Origin of the sequence: Solwaraspora sp. WMMD1047, assembly GCF_029626155.1 — a bacterium.
GTDB lineage: Bacteria > Actinomycetota > Actinomycetes > Mycobacteriales > Micromonosporaceae > WMMD1047.
This window is the reverse complement of record NZ_JARUBL010000001.1, coordinates 3426546-3443692: the sequence shown is the minus strand read 5'-3', so window position 1 is coordinate 3443692 and position 17147 is coordinate 3426546. Positions and strand designations below refer to the sequence as shown.

Below are 17147 nucleotides of genomic sequence, written 5' to 3'. Positions count from 1 at the left end.
CGCGCCGGACCGGTTTTCCGGTCCGGCGCGGCCGGCGAGCGGGTCAGCTCAGCGGCTCGACCCAGATGTTGCGGTACTGCACGGCGTTCTGGTGATCCTGCAGCCGGATCGACCCGGTCGCCGGCCCCTCGGGGATGTTGCCGCCGGTCGGCCCGGTGATGGCGACATCGTCGTGGACCGTCACCCCGTTCCAGACCACCGTCACCCGGGCGTCCTCGGTCTTGGTGCCGGCGGCGTCGTATCGGGCCGCGCGGTAGGTGATGTCGTACGTCTGCCAGGTCTCCGGCGGCCGCGCGGCATTGACGTCCGGCGGCTTCTGCAGGTAGATCGCGCCGGCCTCGTTGTTGTCGAGGGTCGGATCGCCGTACGAGTCGAGCACCTGGATCTCGTAGCGCTCCTGCAGATAGACGCCGCTGTTGCCCCGGTTCTGCCCGGTGACATCCGGCGGCAGCGCCGGCACCTTGAACTCGACGTGCAACCGGAAGTCACCGAACGCCTGCCTGGTGCGCAGGTCGCCGCAGCAGACCTCCATCGCCCCACCGGCCACCCTCGGCCAGCTCGCCGAACGCCCGTCGGTGTGCTGCCACTCCGCCAGGTCGCCGCCGTCGAAGAGCACGATCCGCTCACCGGGCTTGCGCACCGTGACCAGGTCCAGGTTGACGTGACCGGTGTCGCCGGTGTCCACCCGGTACTCGATCCGGTTGACCCCCCGGCGCAGCGTCAACAGCTCGGTCTTGGTGGCCCACTCCTTCCAGGTGACGGTGCTGGGCAGGACCGTCTGCCGCACCTTGTCACCGTTCACGTACACGCTGACGGTCTTGTCGCCCGCGAACGGGTTGGGGCCGTTGCTGTAACGCAGGCCCACCTCGTACTCGCCGTTGCGCTTGACCTCGACGTGCACGGCGGTGGCGGCGTTGAGCGAGCCGAATCCGTCCACGAAGCCGACGCCGGAGAAGCCGGCGTGCTCGGTGTCGATGCCGGCACCGCCCTGCCGGTGGCCCTCCTCGGCCTCGTAGAAGACCCGGTCCGGCTGCACTCCCGGGATGGCGTTGAGGGTGTACCAGGCCTCGGTGCTCCACAGCTCCTCGCCGTTGGAGGCGGTGAACGACCGGGGCGAGCGCAGGTGCACCACCCGACCCTGCTGGCGGCCGTCGACGGTCAGCCAGACCGTCCTGCGGTCGTTGGAGACCTTCACCGCGCTGACGCTGAGGGTCTCCTCGTCCACCTTCGGCCCGCCGTAGGTCGGGGTCGGCGCGTAGCGCCACTGCTCGACCTGGTAGCGCCCGGCGATGTCCTGAATGGTGGCGGTGGAGAGCGGCCGGGTGTATTCGATCTTGAAGCCGTCCGGGGTGGCGCTCATCGACTTCATGTCGAACGTCCGGTTGCCGTTCGGCGTGAGCTTCTGCAGCCCGTACCGGAGCTTGCCGGGTTGGCCCCAGTTGCCGTCGGCGCCGAGCCCGCCGACGTAGACCGCCCCGTCCGGACCGACGGAGACCTCGTTGACGCCGGCCTCCAGTCCCTGGGTGTGCCGGAACACCGCGCCCTGGTACTCGCCGTGCACCTGCTCCAGGTACGCCCGCTGCAGCCCGCCGTAGGTGACGTCGCCGATCAGCAGCTGGCCGCGGTACGGGCCCTTCGTCAGCAGCACCGGGGTGCTCGGCGAGTTGGCGATCTCGTTCTGCGGCAGCCAGAGCACCGGTTGGGTCACCGGGTTGGCGTCGAAGGCGCCGGCCGGGTTGGTGTAGTGGTTGAAGAACCGGTCCTGCTCGATCCGCACCAGCTTGGAGGCGGGCAGGTAGCCGCCCTGGTTGTCGGTGACGAAGAGTTCCTTCTCCGGCCCCCAGCCGATGCCGTTCGGGGTACGCAGACCACCGGCGACGTAGCTGACCTTGCCGGTGCGACGGTTCACCACGACGCTGGTGCCACGGTTGGCGACCGGCTGCGGGTCGGTGGTGGCACCGCCGTAGTCAATCGCCACCGAGAGGTTCAGGTAGAAGTTGCCGCCCCGGTAGAGCAGGCCGAAGGCGAACTCGTGGAAGTTCCCGCCGTACGGCCAGCGCGCCACCGTCCGCAGCTCGTCGGCGACCTCGTCGCCGTCGGTGTCGCGCAGCTCGGTGAGCTCGTGCTTCTGCGAGACGTAGATGATGTCGTCGACGACCGCCACGCCCATCGGCTCGTTCAGGCCGCCGGCGACCTTCTTGTAGGTGACCTGATCCGGACCGGTCTGGCCGGTCACGTTCGAGACGATGAACACCTCGCCGCCGAACTGCTCGCTGCCGCCCCAGGTGGCGATGACCAGCCGGCCGTCGGCGGTCCAGTCCATTCCCGAGACCGCCGGCTGGAAGCCGTCCGGCCGCAGGTCGGTGAGGGTGTAGTCGGGGTGCACACCGGCCAGCGGCAGGCCGTCGCCGGGTACGTCGGTGCCGCCCTGGCACTCCTTGCGGCCGGGTGCGGTCACCCGGACCACGCCGGCGTCGGTGCTGAGCACGGAGTTGGGCACCACGACGAACTCCGAGGAGCCGGGCGGCTGCCAGGAGAGGGTGAGCTGCTGGCCGCCGCCGGCCTCGAAGAACTCCACCCGCAGGGCGTGGTACCCCTCGGTCAGGGTGACCGTGCCGTCCTTTGTCTCCGCGCCGTGCAGTCCGTCGTGGTCGACCACCACGGCGTCGTCGAGGTAGAGCCGGGAGCCGTCGTCGCTTGTCAACCGGAACGTGTACGTCCCGGCGGTGGTGATGTGCAGGTTGCCGAGCGCGTGCGTGACGAAGTTGTCCTCCTGGCCGAAGTCGGCGGCGCTGGACCAGTCGACGACCGGCATCAGCTTGTCGACGTTCGGCGTCTGTCCCGGCTTGAGGGTGCAGATCTCGGTCAGCGGCACCCCCACGTCGTAGGTGCGGAGCGTGACGCCCGGTTCCTGGGGCGGCAGGTCCTGGGCTCGGGCGACGGTCGGCGCACCGACGATCGACGCACCGAGCAGGGTCGCGACAAGGAAGGCGAGTGGACGGCGGGTTCGTGGCGGGCGTGGAGACATCTGCTCCCCCTTCGACGGTGCTGGTGGGAGCCGTAATCGGGAGCACCGCCGAGGGAACGGCCGGTTGCGCGATGATCCTCGATCACGACTGCGGCAAATCATCAACCACATTCGTCGAAATGGCAAGATCTTCCGAGTGGGACGATCGAACTTTTGTACTTGAGGACAAAAGATCGGGGTCGTTCCTCCGCCGGAGCGGCAGTCGGCCGCTAGAACACCTGGCGCCGGAACCGCCGGTAGGTCACCGCGAGCACGGCCAGGTGGTAAGCGACGGCGACCCCGGCCACGACCAGCAGCGCCGCCGGCCGGTCCGCGTCGAAGGCGGCGTAGATCCAGTAGGTGGGGATCAACGCCGTGAGCCAGGTCCACCAGCCGGGTACCGCCACGCCGAGGGCCGCGAACACGACCACGAAGAAGATCGCCTTGAACAGGGTCAGACCCTCGATCTTGTTGCTCGCGGTGGCCACCACGAAGAGCGTGGCCACCGGCGAGCCCAACGCGCAGAGCAACGCCAGCACCAGCACCACCGGCAGCGTCCGATCGGCCAGCCCCGAACCCAGCATCAGCAGCAGCGGATAGACCAGGCTGAGCACCGCCACCACCAGCAGCCGGTAGCCGAGCAGCCGGGCGGGTGCGACCGGCAGCACCCGCTGGGCCGCGAACAGCCCCTGATCCTTCTCGTCCAGCATGATGAACGAGGTCATGAAGGCCGGGAACGTGCCGGCGATGAGGCAGCACGCCGCCAACGCCAGCACCCGGTAGTCGGCGACCTCCGGCACCTGCCGCTCGATGCGCGGAAACCCGAACCGGAGCAGCACCAGAAAGATCACCGGTACGACCAGCAGCACCCCCGCCGTACGGTCCCGCACGATGTTGCGCAGGTCGTTGCCCCAGACCGCCCGCGCCGCGCTCATCGCGCACCGGCCTGTCGGATCCGGCCTTCGAAGGACCGTTTCGCCCAGCCGAAGGCACCGGCGACCGCGGCCGACAGGTACAGCACCCCGTAGAGCTGCTCCCACCCGGGCCGGGTGGTGACGGCCGCCGCCAGCAGGACCAGCGAGGCGTGGGTGGGGAAGAGATAGAACAGTGGCGACTCGACCAGACCCACGGTGTCCAGGATCGGCAGCACCGCCGGGACCAGGAAGACGGGGACGATCAGCAGATACTCGTTGACCGACCGGACCCGGGCCACCGCCACGAAGCCGACGAACACGAACAGCACCGACGAGAGCGCGACACCGGCGACGAGCAGCGCCGGGTTCACGGCGGCCCCGTGGCTCGCGACGGCCATCGCCAGGCCGCAGGGCACCGCCACCGTGGTCAGCGCGATCGCCTTCGACCACAGGTACTGCCCGCTGGACAGCGGCGTCACCACCACCGCCTGCAGCGTGTTCGCCCCCCGCTCGAACAGCACCAGCACCCCGATGAACAGGAAACCGATCATCGTGGGGTCGGAGAAGACGAGCAGCACGGCCACCGCGTCGGTGCGGGCGGCCGGAATCGCGCGGAACACCAGGACGTACGCCGCAGTGACGGCGACCGCCACCGTGGCGACCTGGTACCGCGTCAGCAGCCGCAGATCCCACCAGACCGCGCGGCGCAGGATCCGCGCCGGTCGGCGTCGCCGGTCCGGCACCGCCGGGCCGGTGCCGACGACGCTGTCCGGCAGCGCCGCGCGGGCGCCGGTCACGTCAGCCTCCGGCCGGTCGTCTCCACGAAGACGTCCTCCAGGGTGGGCTCCTGCGAATGCAGCGAGACCACCTCATGGTCGCGCAGGATGTCGAGGAAGGCGGCCTCGTGACCGAGCCGGTCGAGCGGGAACTGCGCCGACCGGGTCTGACCGTCCTGCCGGTACTCCACCAGCACGCCACGCGGGCCGCCCGCGGTGCGCAACTCCCCCGGCGCGCCGATCCTGCGGATCTCGCCGTCGACCAGGAACGCCACCCGGTCGCAGAGCTCCTCCGCGTCGTGCATGTTGTGGGTGGTCAGGAAGACGCACTTCCCCCGCCGCCGCTGCTCGATGATGATGTCCTTGAGCAGCCGGGCGTTGACCGGATCCAGCCCACTGGTCGGCTCGTCCAGGAAGAGCACGTCCGGATCGTGCAGCAGGGCGCGCACGAAACTCAACCGCATCTTCATTCCCTTGGAGTACTGCTCCACCCGCTGGTCGGCCGCGTCGGCGAGCCCGACCATGGCGAGCAGTTCCCGAGGGTCGGCGGTCTCGGCGTAGAAGGAGGCGAAGAACCGCAGGTTCTCCAGGCCGGTCAGCTTCATGAAGTGGTTCGGCAGTTCGAAACCCACCCCGATCTGCTGGTAGTACTCCGGACCCTGACCGCGCAGGTCCCGGCCGAGCACCCTGACCTCGCCCTGGTACGGGGAGAGCAGCCCGGTCAGCACCTTCTGGGTGGTGCTCTTGCCGGCGCCGCTCGGGCCGAGGAACCCGAGGATCTCCCCCGCCCCGACGGTGAAGCTGACGTCGCGAACCGCCGCCTCGCGGTCGGGCCGGTAGCCGTACGACAGGTTCTCGACCTCGATCACCGTCCCATCCTGCCGTATGACGGCGGGTCGTCCGCGGCTCGCCGTCACCGATGACCCGCGAGCCCGTGGTTATGCTGCTCGGGGCATGGTGCGCCGGCTGTGCCGGGGTCGAGTCGAGTGGCGGTGCGATGAACATCGGGGAGATCGCCCAGCGGGCGGGCGTGTCCCGGAGCACCGTCTCCTATGTGCTCAGCGGCAAGCGGGCCGTGTCGGAGGCGACGCGCCGGCGGATCCAGGCGGTCATCGACGAACTGGACTACCGGCCGAACGCCAGTGCCCGGGCACTCAAGGAGGGGCGGACCCGAACCCTGGGGCTGGTGATCCCGCCGGCGAGTCAACGGTTGACCGACATGCAGTTGGGATTCGTGGCCAGCGTCGTCGAGGCGGCCGCCCGCCACGACCTGGACGTCCTGCTGTCGCCGTCCGGGGGCGACCACGACCGGTCCTTCGAACGGATCGTCACCGGCCGGCGGGTGGACGGTGTGGTCCTGATGGAGATCCGGTTGACCGACGAGCGGGTGACCCGGCTCGCCCGGGCCGGTCTGCCGTTCGTCACGATCGGCCGGACCGCCGAGCCGCACGGCATGAGCTGGATCGACGTCGACTACGCCGGCCTGACCGCACGCTGCGTGCACCACCTGGCCGATCTGGGACACCGGCACGTCGCCCTGGTGAACCGGTCCGCCGAACTGGTCGCGGCGGGTTACGGCCCCAGCCACCGGGCGCTTGCCGGTTTCCAGGCGGCGGTGGCCGAACGGGGCCTGACCGGAGTCGAGGTCTGCTGCGGCGACGACGCCGCGTCCGGCGAAACGGTCACGGCACAGCTGCTCGCGCGGCATCCGGACGTCACGGCGGTGGTCACCATCAACGAGGCCGCGCTGCCCGGGGTGCAGCGCGCCCTCGCCAGCGCCGGGCTCGGGGTGCCGGGCGACTTCTCGGTGACCGGCGTCGCCGCCCGACACTGGGCCGAGGACTTCCACCCACCGTTGACCGCCGCCGACGTTCCGACGGTCGACATGGGAGCGGAGGCGGTGGCGCTGCTGCTGGAGAGCATCGCCGCGCCCGGGGGCGCGCCCCGACACCTGCTGCACAGCCCGCCCATCTCGTTGCGATCGAGCACCGGTCCGGTCCGCGACCGCCGACCCGGCTAACCGTCGGCTGCACGCCGCCGGTGGGCCGCGGCGAGGATGAGATAGCCACTGGCGGTCCAGGTGTACGCGCGGTCCCGGAGCCCGACACCGGTCTCGGCGTCGAAGTTCTCCGCGAAGCCGGACTTCTCGCAGAGGGCGCGGAAGCGCCGGGCGATCTGGTCCGCGAGGCCGGTGTGCCCGGCCCGCCGCAGGCCGTCCTCGACCAGCACGGTGGCCGGCGCCCAGATCGGGCCGCGCCAGTAGCCGTCGGCCAGGTAGTGCGCGGAGTCGGTCGGCTCGGTGGCGAGTCCGTGCGGGGTCAGGTGGCCCTGGACGCCCCGGGCCAGCGCGGCGGCGACCGGGGCGGGCAGGTCGGCGCCGAGCGCCACGGGCATCAGGTCGAGCAGGCTGCGGCTCGCCCGCCGTTGCCCGGTGCCCGGGTGGCGGGCGGTGAAGCGTTCGCCGGTCCACAGGTCCCGGAGCATGGCCGTGTGGATCCGGTCGGCCTCCCGGCGCCACCGGTCGGCGGGTTCGCCCAGCTCACCGGCGAGGTCGGCCAGACAGCGCAGCTGCGAAACCAGGAAGGCGGCCAGGTCGGCGGTCTGCAGGATCCGGTCGTCGTCGAAGATGCTGGCGTTGTCCCAGCCGCTGTCGTTGCCGTGCTGGTAATGGGGCAGCGGTTGCCCCGGGGCGCGGCGGGCGTCGAGCCAGAACCCGGTCCAGCGGGCCAGTCGCTCGTACGTCTCGGCCAGCATCGCCCGGTCCGGCGGCCGGGGCAGGCGGCGGCGCAGCTGCCGCAGCGCCCAGCCGTGGATGGGCGGCTTGACGTAGTTGTGCAGCACCTCCGAGTGGGTGATCGAGTCGGGCAGCGCGCCGGATTCGTCCTGGTGGTCGAAGGGCAGCTGGAACTGGTGCCAGGCCAGTTCCGGCTCGCCGGCGGCCAGGGCGATCGCGTTGAAGCAGTGGTCCCAGCTCCACACCTTGTCCATCCAGTGCTTGGACATCAGCACCGCCGGCCGGGTGACGAAGCCGGCCGGGGCGACAGTGGCCGACCACAGGACGTACGCGGCCAGCTCGGCGGCCGGGGTGTCCGCGCCACGCCACGGCGCGACCGCGTCGACGAACGCGCCGAACTCGGCGCCGCGGGCCGCCCGCACCTGGTCGAAGGTGGCGGATCCGCGGTACGGCCGACGGGCGGTGGCGTACTCCTCGATGGCGATCTCCCAGGGCTGGTCACCGGCGAGGTCCAGGAACCGGTCCGCCTCGCCGAGCGCCGCCGCCCCGGCGGACCGGTGGAGCAGTCCGGTCAGCACCGTGACCCGGTAGCGGCGGCCGGTCTCGTAGGAGGTGAACACGTGGGACCCGTCGACCGGGTCGAGGTACAGGTAGGTGCCGCTGAACGGGGTGAGCGTCCGTTCGGACGCGGCTATCCGCAGTCCGAGCCGCCGACCGCGGATCCGCAGCGTCTGCGGGCCGTCGTAGACGGCCTCGATCCGGTCGCGGCCGGCGCGCCAGGTCAGCACCGAGGGGGTGGCGGTGACCGCGGGGCCGGCGACCGCGGGGGTGAGTCGCAGCACCGGGTGCATCCCGGTCTGGTGGGAGACCAGGTGCAAATCGTCGGCGTACGTCCGCTCGCCCACCACCGGCGAGAGGTTGAACCAGGATCCGCGGCAGCTGAACGGAATGTCCTGGATGGGGAACTCCGGACCGGGTGCGGGGGCGGTCATGGGTGGCGGGCACCTCTTTCTCGTCCGCAGGCGCAGTGGGATGCCGCCGACAACGCTCGAATCGATTCGGCCAACCGGCTCGCACGACGATAGGTCGACCCGCGACGACCGGTCAAGGGAGCGGCCGTCGAGCGCCGAGTCCTTTCTCGGGCCGGCCTGGTCACCAGTCGTTCCATTGACACAGTTCGCTGGCCGGTCCTAGCATCCGTTCGAATCGATTCGCAAGCGCAGTCTCCGAAGCGCGTCGCCCGTCCCGACCCAGGAGCCGCCATGAACCCCCCGTCCGGCCGCAGCACCCGACGGTCCCGCCTGCTCACCGCCCATCTCCTCGCCACCGGCCTGCTCGTCGTCGCCGCCGGCACCGTCGCCGCCACCCCGGCCCGGGCCGCGGACGAGTCGCTCACCGTCGACTTCGCCACCACCAGCGGAACCCCGACCTACCGCGCGTCGGGCTGGATCTACGGCATGACCGAGAACGGCAGCGGTCCGGCCGACCACTTCTACCGGGACGTCAGGTTCCGGTACATGCGCGCCGGCGGCGCCCAGCTGCCCGGCAGCGGCTGGGTCGGCGGAAACTACGACCGGCGATGGAACTCCACCCTCGCCCAGGCCCGCCGGACCGCCGCCCTCGGCGGTGAGTTCATCCTGCTGCCGCACGACCTGTGGGGGGCCGACGGCGCCGCGATCTCCCGATTCCCCGGCGACAACGGCAACTGGACGGACTACGACACCTTCCTGACCCGGCTCATCAACGACGTCCGGGCAGCCGGGCTGACCGTGCAGTGGGACATCTGGAACGAGCCCAACATCACCCTGTTCTGGAACCGCCCGATCTCCCAGTACCTCGAACTGTGGCGCCGCACCCACCAGCGCCTCCGGGCGGCGTTCCCGGACCAGCTCATCGTCGGGCCGAGCTGTGCCTGCGTGCCGTCGACAAACCACACCTTCTGGAACCAGTATCTGGACTTCGTCCGCTCGACCGACACCGTGCCGGACATCGTCAGCTGGCACTCGCTGCCGGGCGACCCGGTGGCCAACGTCGCCGCCGCCAACGCCACCCTCGACCAGCGCGGCATCCCCCACCCCCGCCCTTACCAGATCAACGAGTACGGCGCGACCGACGAGCAGAACCCGGCCGACGGCGCCTGGTACATCGCCCGGCTGGAACGGGCCCGGGCGGACGGCCTCCGCGCGAACTGGGCCGGCGGCGGCAACCTCCACAACGACCTGGGTAACCTGCTGGTCCGCAACCCGGCCGGCCAGCACCAGCCGAAGGGCGAGTGGTGGGCCTACCGCTACTACGGCTCCCAGACCGGGCAGGTGGTGTCGGTGACCGCCAGCCGGTCGTACGACGCGTTCGCCACCAAGGCGACCGGCGTGGCGAAGATCCTGGTCGGCGGCGGCCGAACCACCGGAAACCTCACCGTCGACCTGCAACGCCTCGACACCACCAGCGGCATCGTGCAGAACAACCAGGTACGAATCCTCACCCAACGCATCCCGCACAACGGCGGCGGCCCGGTGCAGGCGCCGATCACCGTCGCCAACACCGTGGCCATCCTGGCCGACGACCGCGTCGCGGTGGTCCTGCCATACGCCAACCAGACCGACACCTACACGGTCACCCTGCTGCCGCCCTCGGACGGCACCTTCCAGTCGGTGGCGGTGGCCCAGCACTCCCAGCAGTGCCTGGACAATCCCGGCCGCGGCACCGCCGACGGCAACGTCGCGCAGCAGTACCACTGCGACGGCGGCGACCAGCAACTGTGGACCTTCCAACCGGTGACCGGCGTGGCCGCCACCTACACGGTGGTCAACCAGCAGAGCGGCAAGTGTCTGGACGTCAGCGGCGTCTCCACCGCGGACGGTGCGGCCGTCCACCAGTGGACCTGCCACAACGGGCCCAACCAGCAGTTCAGCCTCCGCCGGGTGACCTACGGCGGCAACGACCCGCACGACTACCAGCTGGTGGCCCGGCACAGTGGCAAGTGTGTGGACGTGAGCGGCATCTCCACGGCGGCCCGGGCGCCGGTCCATCAATGGACCTGCAACGGCGCCGGCCAGGCCAGTCCGCTCAACCAGACGTGGCGGATCTGGGGGCGGTGAGCCGCGTCAACCGTCGCCCGCGCGCAGGATCTCGCTGAGCCGCAGCCGTCGCCGCAGCGCCGACTCGATCGGCACCGCGGCGGCGGCTGCCGCCACGAACGCGACGCCGAGCAGCCCGACCGCCCACCAGGCGACCGTCACCGCCGGATCCCGGTCCGACGCGGCGAGCAGCCGCAGCGCCAACGGACCGACGGTCAGGTGGCCGACGGCCACCCCGAGCAGCGGCCCGCCGACCGCGGCGAGCAGCACCGGCGGGACCAGCTCCACCGCGGTGACCCGGCGCGCCTCCCCCGCGCGCAGGCCGATGGTCCGCAGCCGGCTCAGGGTGAGCCAGCGCTGGGGTGCGCTGGTCGCGACGCCGAGCGCCAGCCCGAGCAGACCCAACGCCGCCAGGGTGAGCGCCGAGGCGCGGGCCAGCAGCAGCAGCCCGGCGGTCAGCGGGGCGGTGCGGCGTTCGCGCAGGACCTCGGCGCGCAGCACGGCGTCCGCTCCGGCGGCGTGCGCGGCGACGGCCGCCGCCGTCGCGGGACCGCGTACCCAGATGGTGTTCGGGTCGGCCGGGACCCCGGCGGCGGCCAGGACCGCGGAGTCCACGATGACGACGTCGTCGGCCTCGCCGACGGTGGGGGCCGCGCCCACCGCGACGAGTTCGATGTCCGGCCGGTCCTGGCCGGACAGGCCCAGTCGCATGCCGGGCCGCAGGCTGCCGTCACCGGAGTGCACCAGCGCCGGGACGGCGCCCTCGGTGGGCGTCCGGAGCCGGGCCAGCTCGGGGGCGTCCGGCAGCGCGGTGGCGGCCAGCATCCGTTCGAACTCCCCGGTCTCGACGACCACCAGCCGTCCGGTGACGGTCGCCGACTCGGTGGTGATGCGGACACCATCGACGATCTGGGCGGCGACGGCCTGCTCGACTCCCGCCGAGGCCGCGATGCGTCCGGCGAGCGCCGGCACGTCCATCTCCGCGGCGGGGTCGACGTCGAGCCGGACGTCCGCGCCGACGGTCCGCCAGGCTCCGTCGGTCAGCCCCTGCCTCGTGGTGGCGTCGACCGTGAACGCGAACGACGCCAGGCCGGCGCAGGTGACCATGGCCAGCAGCGGCAGCGTACGGGCGGCGGTGGCGGCCGCGCGGGCGGCGCCGAACGCGACCAGCGGGTGCCGGGACCGCAGGCCCTGCCGCAACGCGGCGCGCAGCGCCCATGGCAGCGGCCAGAGCAGGACGAACGTGGCGGCGAGCACGCCGAGCGCCGGGGCACTCGACGGCAGGACGGCACCGCTGTCCGGGCGCGACCAGGCGCCCAGGGCGCCGCCGGGAACGGTCTGCAGGATCCCGCGCTGGTGCAGCGCGACAAGCGCGGCGGCCGCCACCAGCAGCAGCGCCGCCTGCGCGGTGCCGGCGCGCAGGCGCGCGGTCCGGCGTAGCCAGCGACGCGCGCCCGGGTTGGCCGGTGCGCGGCGGTCCCGGGTGCCGCGGGCCGCGACCAACGAGCCGAACGCCGGACCGGCCAGCGCCGCGGCGACGATCACCGGGATCGCCCACCACCAGGAGACCCCCGGGGTGATCATCCGGGCCGCGACGAGCGCGACTCCGGCGGCGGCCACGGCGACCGTGGCGGATTCGATCAGGAGTTCCGCGCCCAACCCGGGCAGCCCCACCCCGCGTTGACGCACCGCGGTCAGCGCGCGGCTCCGGCGCCGGACCAGCATGTCGGCGGCGAGGATCAGGATCAGGACCGCACCGAGCAGCACGCCGATGAGCAGCACCGACGCCTGCGCGGCGGCCGCGTTGACACGGACCTGGACGTCCCGCAGCAGCGAGTCGAGCTGCGATTCCCACCGCAGCGTGGCGTCGCGGACGGCCGAGGAACCCGAGTTCGCCTTGATCGAGATCAACGTCGCCGTGATCGACTCGGCGCTGTCCGCGCCCAACGCGGCCGGTTCGGGCGAGAACCTGATGGTACGGACGAGTTCGTCGGGGTCGAATGCCAGCCGGGCGTCGGGCAGCGATTCGGGCGACAGCAGCCCGCCGAGCCGGGTGCTGGTCACGCCCCGCCCGCCGGTCACCGGTCCCAGTAGCTCGGGTGCCAGCCGCCAGTCGGGGTCGGTCTCGTCCACCGGCCGGAAGATCCCACTGATCTGTACGTTCTTGATGTTGCGCTGCTGGTCGGCGAGGGGAATCCGATCCCCCGGGCGAAGTCCGAGCGCGGTTGCGGTCGCCTCCGCGAGACCGACCTGGACCGGCCAGGGCGGGCCGCTGTTGGGGACGGTGACGCCGCTGTCCGCGGGCGGCACCGAGGCCGCCGGCGCGGCTCCCGCCAGCCAGGACACCGCGGCGGCGCTGTGCGGGCCGTCCTCGTCGGCGAGGTAGGTCAGTCGGAAGGTGCGCAGCAGGCTGCCGTCGGTGACGTTGAGCGCGGGGCTGGTGACCACGGCGGCGGGCGGGCGCAGCACGTCGCGCAGCCGCGGATCGAGGACCTCGGTGGCCCGGACCCGCAGGTCGTCGACGTCGTCGGCGAGGCGGGGGTCGCGGACCCGGCCGCCGTACCCGTAGTCGTGCAGCCAGTTGGCGTGGGCCAGCACGTCGGCTTCGCCGGCGGCGTCCCGGACGGCGGCGCGGACCGCCTCGTCGGCCACGGCCCGAAGCAGCGGCGGCGCCGTACCGGCCAGCAGGGTGACCACCGCGACGACGACCGCGACCAGCAACAGCGAGCCCGCGTCGGCGCGGGCCCGGCCCCGCACGCTGGGCCAGTGGACGGTCACGACGCCACCCGCAGTTGGGCGGCGTCGGCGCGGCGGGCCTGGGCGAGCACCACGGCGGTCGCCGCGACCGCGCACCCCAGCAGTAGGAGGGCGACCAGGACGGTCTCGGCGACCCACGGCCAGGTCGGCGCGACGGCGGGGACCGGCGTCCCGCCGAGGTCGGAGCGGATCATCAGGGGAGCCACGACCCGGGTGGCGAGCGCGCCGACCACCACGCCGGCGGCCAGCAGGGAGAGCACCACTCCGGCGTGCTGGCCGAGCAGCACGGCCTGGATCTCGCGCCGGAACATGCCCAACGCCCGCAGCCGCGCCACCTCGACGGCGCGGACCCGCAGGTCGAACGAGACGTGCAGGATCACCCCGGCCAGGAGCAACGCCGCCGCGGCGGGAACGAGCAGCCGCAACGCGGCCGGCAGGCCCGCGCGCGGCGGGCTGCCGACCAGTCGGGCGGCCTCGCCCGCCCGGGTGGTGACCGGGCCGAGGTGCAGGTCGGCCGCCCGGGCCGCCGCGTCGGCGCGGGCCGGTTCCCCGACCCACCAGGCGTCCACCACCGGCTCCAGGTTCCCGTTGAGGACCAGGGCCCGGGAGAGGGCGTCCCAGTCGGCGAGGATCGCGGCGGCACCGGGGGCGGCGGGGATGGCGGGCAGCACCTCCACGACGGTGACCGGGACCGCGATGGTGCCGACCGAGAGGCTGAGCGGGGTGCCCGGCCCGGCGTCGAGTTCGTCGGCGAACCGGTCGGAGACGGCGACGGGTACCGGACCCGGATCGGGGAAGGCCGTGGCCACCAGGGTCCGGGCGGCGATCTCCGGGCTGGTCAGCTGCACCCGGGCCGTCATCCGCAGCTCGGCGCCCCGGGCGGTGCCGGTGACCGTGACCGCCGCCCCGGAAAGCTGGCCCGGGTTGGGCGGGGCGGAGGTCGCCGCCCACCCCGCCTCGGGCCGGGAGTCCGGCACGGCCAGCGTGACCGCGATGTCGGTGCTGGTGCCGTCCGCGGCGGGGGTGGCGGCCAGCGAGACGGCGACCAGGCGCAGCTCGTCGTCGGGGGCACAGTTCGTGAGCGGCCGGGTGGCACCGTCCAGGGGAACCGCCTCGCCCGTGCAGGCGGTACGCATCCCGGTGCCGTCCTGCCACAGCAGGCGGGGGGTCACCACCGTCGGCGACGCGCTCGTCGACGTCCCGGCGATCGTGGGCACCGCGCCGGCCGGCACGACGATGCCGGCGACCGGGGTCGCCGGCGCGAGTCCAGGCCCCAGCTCCGCCCAGCTGCCGCCGTCGTCGTCGAGGCGGCCGCGCAGCAGCTCAGCGGCGCGGGTGCTGTCCGTGGCGACCAGCCGGGGCGGTTCTCCCCCGCTGCCCACCCACTGGCCGACCGCGACGCCGCGGTCGGCGGCGGGGCGCACCGTGCCCCCGGTCGCCGCGGCGATCGCGGCCCCGTCGCCGGCGTCCGGTGTCCCGGTGACGGCGACCACGAGGTCGGTGCCGACCGACAGGTCGGCCTGGTCGCGCTGCGCGCGGTCCCAGGTGGCGTTGAGCCCGACGCCGAACGTGGCGGCGGCGCACGCCAACCCGATCAGCAGGCCCGCCGCCATCGCGTGCGGCCGCCGGGCCGCCTCGAAGACCGCCACGGTGAACGCCAGCCCGCGGGACCGGCGGGCCAGCCGGTCGAGGCGGCGCAGCGCGGGCGGGACCACCCGCAGGGCCAGCGCCACGCCGGCGGTGAGAATGAGCGCGGGTGCGATCACCCGGACCGCGTCGGTCCGGATGCCGTCGGGCCGGCCGTGCAGCTGCCACCAACCGATCACGGCGAACGCCACCAGCAGCAGGTCCGCGCCGGAGCGGGCGAGCAGTTCCCGGGTCTGGTGCCGGTCACCGGGCGCGGCGACGCGGCGGATCCCCGAGACGACGAGGACCGTGGTGAGGGTCAGCGCGGTCCCGGCGACGGTGAGCAGCTGCGCGAGGTTGACGGCCGGGCCGGCGGCGAGTCCGGCGTCGGCCAGTGGCGACAGCTGGGTGAGGCCGGCGTGCAGGGCGGACGAGGCGGGCACCGCGAGCGCGGCCGCGACGAGCGCGAGCACGCCGCCCTCCACCGTGGCGGCGGCGGCGAACTGACCGCGGCTGACCCCGAGCGCGGAGACCAGGGTGGTCTCGTCGGTCCGGACGCCGGCGGTGAGGCGACCGGCCAGGGTGAGGGTGGTCGCGGCCAGCACGCAGCAGATCACCGCGACGGCGAGCACCGCGGCGGCGGTCACCTGTTGCTGCTGGCGCGCCTTGCGCATGGTCGGCGGCAGGCCGGACTGCAGGTTGAGGATCTGGACCCGGTCACCGAGTACGCGCTCCAGCCGCCGGTCGGCATCGGCGAGGTTCCCGGTGACGGTCCGCAGCTCGCCGCGGGTGGCCCCGGACAGGTCGGGTCGGGCGGTGACCTCCAGCCGGGCCAGCAGGGAACCGCTGTCGAAGAGGGTGTCGAGGTCGAGCAGGAACGGCCCGTAGGCGTGCACCGGCTGGACGGTCCGGCCGTCCTGGTAGGCCAGGTCGTAACCGGTGCCGCGCAGCGGGTCGCGCTCCCAGCCCCGGCCGGCGAGCGGGCGCACCACACCGACGACGGTGACGTCGAGGGCGGGCGCCGGGTCGATGGCGAGTTCCGCGCCGATGCGGACCCGGCTGCCGGGGGCCAGCCCGAGCAGCCGCGCGGTGTTCTCCAGGACCACGGCCTCCGGCCCGGCCGACGGGTCGGGGGCGGAGCCCGGCCACCGGCCGGCGGTCAACGCGGCGCGGGAGGGCAGGTCCTGCACCGCGGAGAGGTAGGTCTGCGCCGCCGTGCCGTCCGCCGCCGTCGCCGACGGCAGTTCCCGCGAGACGGATGAGGCCCGCGCGTTCGTGGTCGTCGGGAACGGGGCCAGGGCCGCGGTGAGCAGGGCACGGGTGTCCGCCGTGACGGACCGGCCCGCGGCGCCGGGAACCTGGACGGTGTAGGCGGTGGACTCCACCTCCTCGGCAGCGGTGGTCGCCGCGACGACCTCCAGTGCGCGGTCGGCCGTGCGGGTCACCAGCAGGGCGCAGACGCCGAGCGAGGTGACACCGATCGTCACCACCGCCAGCAGCCCGGCCAGCAGCGGCCACTGTGCGCGGGCTCGGCGGGCGAGCAGTCTCAGCACGGGCGTGCCCGACCGACCCTCACGGGTCGACCTGTCCGTCGTGGATCGGCAGCACCCGGTCGGCCAGGGCCATCATCACCGGGTCGTGGGTGGCCACCAGGGCGGTGACCCCCTCCGATTCGACGACCCCGCGCAGCAGGGCCAGCACCGACCGGCCGGTCTCCGCGTCGAGCTGCCCGGTCGGCTCGTCGGCGATCAGCAGCCGGGGCGAGGCGGCCAGCGCCCGGGCGATCGCCACCCGCTGCTGCTGGCCGCCGGAGAGCTCATCCGGACGCTGCTCGCCGTGGTCGGCCAGTCCGACCAGCTCCAGCAGGAGGGCGACGCGACGCTCGCGCTCCGGCGCCGGGGTACGCGCCATCCGCAGCGGAACGCCGATGTTCTCGGCCGCCGACATCACCGGGATCAGTCCGAAGGTCTGGAAGACGTAGGCGACCGTCCGGCGCCGCAGCAGCGAGAGTCCGTCGTCGTCCAGGGCGGTGACCTCGGTGCCGTCGACGACGATCGTGCCGGCATCGGGTCGGTCCAGGCCGCCGACGACGTTGAGCAGGGTCGTCTTGCCGGAGCCCGAGCGCCCCACGAGGGCGACCATCGTCGCGGGCGCGACGTCGAACGACACGTCCCGCAGCGCCTGCACGGCGGTCGGTCCGGAGCCGAAGCGCCGGTGGACGCCGCGCACGGTCAACAGTGGTTCCGCCACCGGGAC

The 17147-nt window shown here is 73.2% G+C and carries 10 protein-coding genes; 2 read left to right on the top strand and 8 right to left on the bottom strand.

Annotated elements, in window-relative coordinates:
- Positions 1-43 precede the first annotated feature (43 nt).
- The 4 genes from O7627_RS15630 to O7627_RS15615 all read right to left on the bottom strand — a co-directional run bounded on the left by O7627_RS15630 (position 44) and on the right by O7627_RS15615 (position 5566).
- Positions 44-3028 (bottom strand): family 16 glycoside hydrolase, encoded by a 2985-nt coding sequence (locus tag O7627_RS15630; RefSeq protein ID WP_278094238.1) that lies wholly within the window; start codon positions 3026-3028, stop codon positions 44-46.
- Positions 3029-3237: 209 nt separating this feature from the next.
- Positions 3238-3942 carry an ABC transporter permease gene (locus tag O7627_RS15625; RefSeq protein ID WP_278094237.1) on the bottom strand — a complete coding sequence of 235 codons (705 nt, stop codon included), beginning with the start codon at positions 3940-3942 and terminating at the stop codon, positions 3238-3240.
- The gene (locus O7627_RS15620; protein ID WP_278094236.1) at positions 3939-4718 is read right to left on the bottom strand and encodes a hypothetical protein; all 780 of its coding nucleotides are present in this window, start codon (positions 4716-4718) and stop codon (positions 3939-3941) included. Before O7627_RS15620 ends, O7627_RS15625 begins: the two co-directional genes overlap by 4 nt.
- On the bottom strand, positions 4715-5566 hold the full coding sequence (locus O7627_RS15615; protein WP_278094235.1) for an ABC transporter ATP-binding protein: 852 nt from the start codon (positions 5564-5566) through the stop codon (positions 4715-4717). Before O7627_RS15615 ends, O7627_RS15620 begins: the two co-directional genes overlap by 4 nt.
- A gap of 128 nt (positions 5567-5694) precedes the next feature.
- Here O7627_RS15615 and O7627_RS15610 point away from each other — a divergent pair, with 128 nt between their 5' ends.
- Entirely contained in the window at positions 5695-6717 is a 1023-nt protein-coding gene (locus O7627_RS15610; protein ID WP_278094234.1) for a LacI family DNA-binding transcriptional regulator, read from the top strand.
- Here the strand turns inward: O7627_RS15610 and O7627_RS15605 are convergent.
- Positions 6714-8423, bottom strand: coding sequence for a trehalase family glycosidase (locus O7627_RS15605; protein WP_278094233.1), 1710 nt, complete (start codon positions 8421-8423; stop codon positions 6714-6716). The genes O7627_RS15610 and O7627_RS15605 overlap by 4 nt on opposite strands.
- 270 nt (positions 8424-8693) lie before the next feature.
- Between O7627_RS15605 and O7627_RS15600 the strand changes: the two genes are divergently transcribed.
- Complete coding sequence (locus O7627_RS15600; RefSeq protein ID WP_278094232.1) at positions 8694-10529, top strand: RICIN domain-containing protein; 1836 nt, start codon at positions 8694-8696, stop codon at positions 10527-10529.
- A gap of 6 nt (positions 10530-10535) precedes the next feature.
- On the opposite strand, the gene O7627_RS15595 is transcribed toward O7627_RS15600, so the two are convergent.
- Genes O7627_RS15595 through O7627_RS15585 form a run of 3 tightly spaced genes read right to left on the bottom strand, consistent with a single transcriptional unit; the run spans position 10536 to position 17141 of the window.
- Positions 10536-13286: an ABC transporter permease gene (locus O7627_RS15595; RefSeq protein WP_278094231.1), complete on the bottom strand. Its 2751-nt coding sequence runs from the start codon at positions 13284-13286 to the stop codon at positions 10536-10538.
- Complete coding sequence (locus O7627_RS15590) at positions 13283-16444, bottom strand: FtsX-like permease family protein (protein ID WP_278094230.1); 3162 nt, start codon at positions 16442-16444, stop codon at positions 13283-13285. The genes O7627_RS15595 and O7627_RS15590 overlap by 4 nt, the downstream gene beginning before the upstream one ends.
- 19 nt (positions 16445-16463) lie before the next feature.
- Positions 16464-17141: an ABC transporter ATP-binding protein gene (locus O7627_RS15585; RefSeq protein ID WP_278094229.1), complete on the bottom strand. Its 678-nt coding sequence runs from the start codon at positions 17139-17141 to the stop codon at positions 16464-16466.
- Positions 17142-17147: the final 6 nt, after the last annotated feature.

Bases quoted from the DNA above. Each gene is read 5' to 3' on its own strand.
- O7627_RS15630 (WP_278094238.1), bottom strand. From the start codon at position 3,028: ATGTCTCCACGCCCGCCACGAACCCGCCGTCCACTCGCCTTCCTTGTC.
- O7627_RS15625 (WP_278094237.1), bottom strand. From the start codon at position 3,942: ATGAGCGCGGCGCGGGCGGTCTGGGGCAACGACCTGCGCAACATCGTG.
- O7627_RS15610 (WP_278094234.1), top strand. From the start codon at position 5,695: ATGAACATCGGGGAGATCGCCCAGCGGGCGGGCGTGTCCCGGAGCACC.
- O7627_RS15605 (WP_278094233.1), bottom strand. From the start codon at position 8,423: ATGACCGCCCCCGCACCCGGTCCGGAGTTCCCCATCCAGGACATTCCG.
- O7627_RS15600 (WP_278094232.1), top strand. From the start codon at position 8,694: ATGAACCCCCCGTCCGGCCGCAGCACCCGACGGTCCCGCCTGCTCACC.